The sequence below is a fragment of the Flavobacterium sp. TC780 genome, assembly GCF_056783245.1.
In genome coordinates this window covers 1-8335 of the sequence record NZ_JBXBAV010000034.1, presented here as the reverse complement: position 1 = coordinate 8335, position 8335 = coordinate 1, and the positions used below count along the sequence as shown (strand labels likewise).

Here is an 8335-nt window from a genome sequence, read left to right as displayed (position 1 = left end):
CGTATTGCTAAGGTTAATACATGCTCCTGTTGTTAGGTATACTACCTTTTATATAATATCACAAAACATTTGGCCAGAAGCAAATCGAGAATACAAACCTTTTGAAATAAATCACATCGTTGCAGTATGTATTGGTGAATTATATGTAGTAGCAATGGCTTCTTCTGTTTATCTAACGCTTACTTGGTTACGCGAAAGAGAAGAAATAGATCTTTAAAACCAATTTAAAATTAAATTAAAATATCTCGAAAATCAGATACAACCCCATTTTTTCTTTAATACTTTAAATAACTTATATGCTTTATCTCTGGAATCATCAGATAAAGTTCCAGATGTAATTATTTAACTATCCAAATTAATGGAATATGTTTTATATGATATAAAAGGTACCAAATTTGTTAAATTAATTCAGGAAATAGAAATATTCATAATTATGTTGAAATAGAAAAATTCCGATTGAGAATGTCGAAGTGAGTATCAATTTAGAATCTAATATTGATGAAATCCAATTTTGCAATTAGTATTCATCTCATTAATAGAAAATGCTTTTAAACACTGGTGGCCTTAATAACCCCAATTTGAAAATAAAAGTAAATTGCAAAATTGTTGATAACAAAACTCTGGATTTTGAAGTAATAAATAATTTTGTACATTCTACAAAATCTTAAGACAAAGAAAGGGATTGGTTTAACTAACACCCTAAAAAGACTAAAACTGATCTATAAAAATAATTACAATTTAGAACAAAAAACTAAATTTAATTATTACATAATTCGTTTGCAAATACCTATTAATAATGAAGATTAAATGCGTATTGATTGATGATGAACCATTAGCAATCAAAGTTCTACAAAACTATTTTACAAACTTTACCGATTTTGAAATTACCGGTACATTTGTTAACGCACTAGAAGCACTGGATTTTTACAGGAGCAATAACAGTGTCGATGCTGTATTCTTGGATATTAATATGCGAATGATGACCGGTTTTGAACTCATTAATTAATAGAAAATAAAACTAAGGTAATTATAACCACAGCTTTTAGAGAATTTGCAGCAGAAAGCTATATGATTACAAGTTTTAGATTATTTAGTAAAACCTATTCCTTGACCCCGATTTATAAAATGCATCAAATAAAATTACAACTGAATACAATTTAAAAAACAATATCAGTGTTTATAAAATCACCGTGTTGAGCCACATCTTTTTATCAAAGTAGATAAAAAAATGATAAAGATAAATATTGATGAAATTTTATTTGTAGAAGGCATGAAAGAATACATCAAGATTGAAACTTTCGATAAAACTTACATAACACACAAGTCATTAACAGCTTTATCAGATGAATTACCTGCTGATAGATTTATGCGTATTCACAAATCATATCTAATTGCCATTAATAAAGTAAAATCTATTGAAGGAAATCGAATACAAATCCAATCCTTCACTTTACCGATAGGTAGGGATTATAGCAAAGAAGTAAACAGAAAATACTAGAATAACCCCCTCACAATCATCAGTTTTACGTCTTCAAAAAATAACACTTTGTTGAATAATTCATACCGTTGGTATAAATTTAACATTATTTGTCCCGTTTTATTTTTTTTCATCGAGTTAACAAATATATTTACGCTCATCAAAAAACAAATAAAAACAAATAAAATTAACCTTATCACATTATGAGTTCAGAACTAACAACAAAATGGTATTTATCTCCTTGATAATAGTTTTCTTTTTTTCGGGCTTTGTTGGATCTGCCAATCTGATATCTGAATTCCTAGTATTCAAAAAAGTTTTCACTTTATCTCAAGTACAATCACAATTAGTTGCTTGGGCATTTTATGCAGCTTACTTCGTAGGATCTATGATTTTCTTCTTAGTATCTTTAAAAATGGATGTTCTGCAAAAATTTGGATACAAAAAAACACTTTCTGCTGGTTTAATTCTTTCTGCTGTAGGTTCGTTTCTATTTGTTCCCGCTGCAACCATGGAAAGCTTCCCTTTCTTCTTAACCGCTTTATTTACTGTAGGTTTAGGCTTTTCGATTCAACAAATTGTAGCGAATCCTTTAGCAATTAAAATGGGAAGCCCACAAACAGGAGCTCACCGTTTAACTATTAGCTGGAGGTATCAACTCTTTCGGAACAACAATTGGAGCTATTTTTATTAGGAATCGCTTTGTCTGGAATGGGAGATAATAAAAATACATCTCTTCATTTAGAAGACATCAAACTACCTTTTATCATCCTTGGTCTTGCTTTTATCGTAGTAGCTATTTTCATGAACTTTTCTAAAATTGAAGATCCTGCAAAAGAAGAGGAAGAAGTCGTTAAAGTGGCACACGAAAAATTCAATATTTACATTACCCACAACTATATTTGGGAATGTTAGGAATCTTTATATACGTAGGAACAGAGGTAACAATCATCAGTAATTTACCAGCTTTACTACATACTGCTGAATTCGGCAATATTTTAGAAGATGCTATAGCCCCATTTATCGCTCTTTATTGGGGAAGTTTAATCATTGGACGTTGGAATGGTGGAGTAAATGTTTTCAACACTTCAACGTTAGTAAATACAGCATTAAAATTTATTGTTCCAGCTATAGCATTTGGAGTAATTATTGGAGCAAATATTTTTGCAGCACATGATGTTTCTTCATTCTATATTTACCCAATCTGGATTTTATTATTCATAGCAGTAAGCTTTGTGAGGTGGCAAAAATGCTGGAAAGACTTTAAGTGCTTTTCGGAATTTCAGGCTTATTAATGATGGTTGCTGGATTAGTTTGTCCAGACCCATCAATTGCTAAATTTTTCTTTATCTCTGGAGGTTTATTCTTATCTATTATGTGGCCATCTATATTCGATTTAGCTATCGCTGGTCTAGGCAAAAACACAGGAAAAGCATCTTCATTTTTAATCATGATGATTCTTGGTGGAGGAGTTATCCCTTTAGTTCAAGGAAGTATTTGTGATATTGACCTTACTAGTCCAGAAGGAATTTTTGGAATAAACATGGACACACTTTTCATATCGTTCCACTACTTGGTTTCGCATATTTAGGTTTCTATGGTTACTATTGCCCTAAAATACTAAAGAGACAAGGAATTAGTCATACTCAAAGTGAAGGTGGCGGTCACTAAAAACATCTAAATAAATACAAAGTCCCATTTTACAATGGGACTTTTTTTATGCTTCTAATTTTCTAAATAATTATTTCTATAATATATAATCCACAATACCTTTTTATTTTCAAACTCAAAATAAGTATTTAGCAGACATAAAAGCGCCATGTTTGTTATAACATGGCGCTTTTTAATTTAAAAATAAAATTATTTATTCCCTTTTTCAAAATCAGCAACAAACTGTGCCAATCCGATATCTGTTAATGGGTGTTTCAATAAACCATAAATTGCAGAAAGAGGTCCAGTCATTACATCAGCACCAATTTTTGCACAATTTACAATATGCATAGTATGACGTACAGAAGCAGCTAAGATTTCAGTTTCATAACCATAGTTATCATAAATCAATCTGATCTCCTCAATAAGTGCTAAACCATCAGTAGAAACATCATCTAAACGCCCAATAAATGGAGAAACATAAGTAGCACCCGCTTTAGCAGCCAATAAAGCTTGTCCAGCCGAGAATACTAAAGTTACGTTTGTTTTAATTCCTTTATCAGAGAAATATTTTGCGGCCATAACACCTTCTTTCGTCATTGGCAATTTAACTACAATTTGCTCATGTAAATCAGCCAATTCTTCACCTTCTTTAATCATTCCGTCGTAATCCAAAGCATTAACTTCGGCACTAACATCACCTTCAACAAGATTACAGATATCAACGTAATGTTTTAAAATATTATTTTTTCCAGTAATTCCTTCTTTCGCCATCAATGATGGATTAGTAGTAACTCCGTCTAAAACGCCTAATGCTTGTGCTTCTTTAATCTGAGCTAAATTAGCTGTGTCAATAAAAAATTTCATATGTATTATATTTAATTGTGTTCCTATATTTGGGGCGTGCCCCCATTTCCCAAAGGCGCAATCTACAAACCGCATATTAGGCGCCTTTCGCAAATCTGGTCAGGCTATCCGCACTACTTCGGTAGTCAGCTCCTATCCTTCACGCAAAATCGTTGTAAAATTACAACTTATAATGATTCATTAACATCTTTTCATAAACTTTATCAGGAAGAATACGCTTCAAAACAATAGAAAATTTCTGCAAAAACGCTCCAACTTTATAATGTCCTTTTGGATTTTTGGCTTGCATAATTTTGTAAATCGCTTCAGCCATTTCATTAGGATTTCCACCCGCATCAACATGCTCATCCATCGTTTCAAGCGTACGCCCGTACACCATTTCGTAAGCAGAACCTTTTATTACAGGAGCATGATAACGACCAGCAGCAATATTAGTAGCAAAATCACCGGGAGCCACATTAGTAATATTAATCCCAAAAGATTTAACTTCCATACGTAAAGCTTCGGTAATTAATTCAAGAGCCCCTTTCGAAGCCGAATAAACACTTCTATAAGGCAAGCCCATATAACCCGCAATAGAAGTAATATTAATAATTAAACCTGATTTTTGCTCGCGCATTTGAGGTAAAACAGCTTTCATAACCTCAATAGGTCCAAAAAAATTAGTCTCAAAGTTATTCTTAATTTCTTCAGTCGGAATCTCCTCTAAAGGACCAGTAATCCCAACACCAGCATTATTGATAACAACATCTAAACGCCCCGTAATTTGAATAATTTTTGCAACCGCAGTTTTAATCGACTCTACATTACGAACATCTAAAGCAACTAAAGGAAAAATAGAATTTAAAACCTTTTCTGGAGTTCTGCTAGTACCATACACCACAAATCCTTTGTTATGCAAAAATTCTCCAATTGATTTTCCAATCCCTGAAGATGCTCCGGTAATTAAAATGACTTTGCTCATTAATTTTTAGTTTAAGGTTTAAAGTTTAAAGTTTCTGACATCTTGTAAAACTACAAATACCCAAACCCAACTCTTTATGAAAGGTCCAAAAATAAAAAAATCTCCCCGAAGGAAGACTACATTTAAATTAATTCTAAAAAAAAATCCCGATACATCGGGAAAATTAAAAAAAGGCAAGCGACCTACATCGCATCGCTCAACCACTTACCCTTGCTATGTTCCCATCCTGGGGGAGTCTGCAGGAGCAGATCGTGTAGGACTTGCCGGTGCAAATATACAATCTTTTTATATTTTTGCAAGAGCTTTGTGCCTATAAAAATAACATTGTATATTGGCTACTTTAAATTTTAGACTATGAAAAAGCATAACATCCTAACTTTCATTTTATTAGGAATCACACTAATTGGTTGTAAAGAGACAAAAAAAGATGAAAATTCTATATTTTCTTTTGATGATTCTAATTTTCCTGCCCATTTTTTAACAAATCAGTCAGTTTCTTTGGGTATTTTAAACTCAAATTCAAAACAAATCGACAGTATTGTGTACTACGTAAACGATAAAAAAATTGGTACAGTAAAAGGTCTAAACAAATTAAATTTTGAATTAAAAGATCAAAAACTAGGATACCAAAAATTAAAAGCATCAGTTTATTTTGAAGGAGAAAACTCAGAAGCGACTTCTAGGATAGAATTAGTTTCAAGCGTACAACCAAAATTATTAAAATATAAAATTGTAAACACCTATCCACACGATGCAAAAGCATTTACTGAAGGTTTAGAGTTTTTCAGAGATACCCTTTACGAAAGTACAGGGCAAAAAGGAGATTCTTATTTTAGAAAATACGATTACAAAACCGGTAAAGTATATAAAGAGATAAGACTTGATAGTAAATATTTTGGAGAAGGAATCACCATCATCAACAATAAACTATATCAATTATCTTGGCAAGAAAAAACGGGTTTTATATATGATATCAATACATTAAAACTTATAAAAACGTTCCCATACGATAAAGATATTGAAGGTTGGGGAATGACAAATGACGGTAAATACATCTACCAAGGAGATGGAACTGAAAAGATTTGGAAAATGGATCCAGATACTCAAAAAATGATTGATTACATTAATGTTTATTCAGGAAGTTCTAAAATCAAAGCCATAAACGAATTAGAATTAATCAACGGAAAATTCTATGTAAATGTATTCCAAAAAGACGCTATCGCTGTTGTAAACCAGACAAGCGGTGCAGTCGAAGGAATTTTAGATATGTCAGCATTACGCAAGCAATTGGCTCCAAGCATAACAATCGATGATGTTCTAAACGGAATTGCATACAATCCAAAAACAAAAACCATTTTTGTAACAGGTAAAAACTGGGATAAAATGTTTGAAATAACTATTTCTGAATAATACAAAATAAATCATGACAACCCTTATCATCAATATAAAAGAGCTAATACAAGTTCGAGAAACTTCAATTTCTAAAGTTTCTGGTGCCGAAATGGCAATTCTTCCAACCCTAAAAAATGCTTATTTAGTTTTAAAAGACAATCTAATTGCAGACTTTGGTACAATGGAAAGTATTCCAGAAATAAAAGCCGATTCTGTTATTGATGCCACAGGAAAAATGATTCTTCCTACCTGGTGTGACAGTCATACTCATATTGTATATGCTGGCAACAGAGAACAAGAATTTGTAGATAGAATAAATGGACTTTCTTATGAAGAAATCGCTAATCGTGGTGGCGGAATTTTAAATTCTGCCAAAAAACTTAACGAAACTTCAGAAAACGAAATATACAGCCAATCCAAAGCTAGACTAGAAGAAGTAATACGATTAGGAACTGGAGCAGTCGAAATAAAATCAGGTTACGGACTTACTCTCGATGGAGAATTAAAAATGTTGCGAGTTATAAAAAAACTCAGCGAAAATTATGCAGTAACTATAAAGTCAACTTTTTTAGGAGCACATGCATTTCCTTTGGAGTTCAAAGAAAATAAAAAAGGATATATCGATGAGATAATTCATAAAATGCTGCCAGAAATAGCCAAAAACAAACTAGCCGATTATGTCGACATATTTTGTGAAACAGGTTATTTCTCTGTAGAAGAAACAGAGCTAATAATGGAAGCTGGTATCCAAAACGGATTAACACCAAAAATTCATGTCAACCAATTTAATTCTATTGGAGGCATACAAGCTGGAGTTAAATACAAAGCCCTTTCTGTCGATCATCTCGAAATAATGAACCCGGAAGACATTATAGCCTTAAAAGACACCGAAACGATGCCTGTAGCGTTACCATCTTGTTCTTATTTCTTAAGCATACCATACACACCAGCAAGAGAAATGATAAAAGCAGGATTGCCTCTGGCATTGGCTACAGATTACAACCCTGGCTCTACTCCATCAGGTAATATGAATTTTGTTGTAGCTACAGCCTGCATCAAGATGAAAATGACACCCGAAGAAGCAATTAATGCAGCTACAATAAATGGGGCTTATGCTATGGGAGTTTCAGATACTCATGGTAGCATAACAGTAGGTAAAAAGGCTAATTTCATTATTACAAAACCTATTGTATCCTATTACCAACTCCCTTATGCTTTTGGTAGTAATTTGATAGAAAGTGTTTTTATCGAAGGTGAAATTTTCAAATAATAAAAACAGGAAAGCTATATTATTTTAAAAGACTCTAGAATAACATTTTAGATTTGGTTATAACTAAAGAAGTCAGTATCTTTACTTTTTAAATAATAGCTTTTTTCTTATGAATTCATTAGGCAACATATTAGACTTATGCAAATTTAGTTTGAAACAAAAAGGTTTCAATACTAGCATAATTATGGTTCCTAATATAAACGTTCCAATAACGTTTCTTAATTCTTTTAAATTAAAAATCTTCCCGAATTATTAGCACCAGCGAGTGTGCTTATTGAATCCTAAAAACTTTATTTTTTCAATCATTACCAATATAATTTTTGATAATGTTACTCGCTATACAAAGTTTTATTTAATACCATAAATTTTAGGATCACGGTTATTTTAAACAATTTAAATAATTAAAAAAAATAAGATCATGGCTAAGGTAAATAACATGAAAGCATCTACAAAAGACTTAAAAGCAAAAAAACAAGAAAAGGCATTAAAGAAACTAGAAGACAGTCAGAATAAAAAAAGAAAATCAAGATAAATAAATCCCAAAGAAAAAGGGCAGTAAAAATTTACTGCCCTTTTTATACAAGTCAAATTCCTACTATCTCAAACTAAAGCTTGATTTAGAAACCAATTCGTCATTATCAAACACATTGATAAAATAAGTTCCTTTAGGTGCTGCCTCCCTAACAACAGGAGCGTGTCTAACCTCTAGCAATAA

The 8335-nt window shown here is 31.9% G+C and carries 7 protein-coding genes, 1 other RNA gene and 2 pseudogenes; 7 read left to right on the top strand and 3 right to left on the bottom strand.

Going from position 1 to position 8335, the window contains the following annotated elements; genetic code table 11:
* The 5 genes and pseudogenes from AC1RYN_RS03460 to AC1RYN_RS03440 form a co-directional block, all read left to right on the top strand.
* Positions 1-217, top strand: a pseudogene (locus AC1RYN_RS03460) (histidine kinase); the annotation flags it as partial.
* A gap of 12 nt (positions 218-229) precedes the next feature.
* Positions 230-346: a histidine kinase gene (locus AC1RYN_RS03455; protein ID WP_481805847.1), complete on the top strand. Its 117-nt coding sequence runs from the start codon at positions 230-232 to the stop codon at positions 344-346.
* Between the two features lie 450 nt (positions 347-796).
* Positions 797-1006, top strand: coding sequence for a LytR/AlgR family response regulator transcription factor (locus AC1RYN_RS03450; RefSeq protein WP_481805846.1), 210 nt, complete (start codon positions 797-799; stop codon positions 1004-1006).
* 222 nt (positions 1007-1228) lie between these two features.
* Positions 1229-1498: a LytR/AlgR family response regulator transcription factor gene (locus AC1RYN_RS03445; protein ID WP_481805845.1), complete on the top strand. Its 270-nt coding sequence runs from the start codon at positions 1229-1231 to the stop codon at positions 1496-1498.
* A 205-nt stretch (positions 1499-1703) separates the two neighbouring features.
* A pseudogene (locus tag AC1RYN_RS03440) lies at positions 1704-3148 on the top strand (MFS transporter).
* Between the two features lie 189 nt (positions 3149-3337).
* Here AC1RYN_RS03440 and fsa read toward each other — a convergent pair.
* The 3 genes from fsa to ffs form a co-directional block, all read right to left on the bottom strand.
* The gene (gene fsa, locus AC1RYN_RS03435; RefSeq protein ID WP_039112761.1) at positions 3338-3994 is read right to left on the bottom strand and encodes a fructose-6-phosphate aldolase; all 657 of its coding nucleotides are present in this window, start codon (positions 3992-3994) and stop codon (positions 3338-3340) included.
* Positions 3995-4154: 160 nt separating this feature from the next.
* Positions 4155-4958 (bottom strand): SDR family oxidoreductase, encoded by an 804-nt coding sequence (locus AC1RYN_RS03430; protein ID WP_481805844.1) that lies wholly within the window; start codon positions 4956-4958, stop codon positions 4155-4157.
* Between the two features lie 168 nt (positions 4959-5126).
* Positions 5127-5224, bottom strand: an RNA gene (ffs, locus tag AC1RYN_RS03425) — signal recognition particle sRNA small type.
* Positions 5225-5312: 88 nt separating this feature from the next.
* Here ffs and AC1RYN_RS03420 point away from each other — a divergent pair.
* Both AC1RYN_RS03420 and hutI read left to right on the top strand, forming a co-directional pair.
* Positions 5313-6368 (top strand): glutaminyl-peptide cyclotransferase, encoded by a 1056-nt coding sequence (locus AC1RYN_RS03420; RefSeq protein WP_481805843.1) that lies wholly within the window; start codon positions 5313-5315, stop codon positions 6366-6368.
* Positions 6369-6381: 13 nt separating this feature from the next.
* A complete protein-coding gene (gene hutI / locus AC1RYN_RS03415; protein ID WP_481805842.1) occupies positions 6382-7620 on the top strand; it encodes an imidazolonepropionase in 1239 nt (412 codons plus the stop codon).
* Positions 7621-8335 lie beyond the last annotated feature (715 nt).

Excerpts from the sequence above, each read along its gene's own strand:
- AC1RYN_RS03450 (WP_481805846.1), top strand. The coding sequence starts at position 797 with ATGAAGATTAAATGCGTATTGATTGATGATGAACCATTAGCAATCAAA.
- AC1RYN_RS03445 (WP_481805845.1), top strand. The coding sequence starts at position 1,229 with ATGATAAAGATAAATATTGATGAAATTTTATTTGTAGAAGGCATGAAA.
- fsa (WP_039112761.1), bottom strand. The coding sequence starts at position 3,994 with ATGAAATTTTTTATTGACACAGCTAATTTAGCTCAGATTAAAGAAGCA.
- AC1RYN_RS03430 (WP_481805844.1), bottom strand. The coding sequence starts at position 4,958 with ATGAGCAAAGTCATTTTAATTACCGGAGCATCTTCAGGGATTGGAAAA.
- AC1RYN_RS03420 (WP_481805843.1), top strand. The coding sequence starts at position 5,313 with ATGAAAAAGCATAACATCCTAACTTTCATTTTATTAGGAATCACACTA.
- hutI (WP_481805842.1), top strand. The coding sequence starts at position 6,382 with ATGACAACCCTTATCATCAATATAAAAGAGCTAATACAAGTTCGAGAA.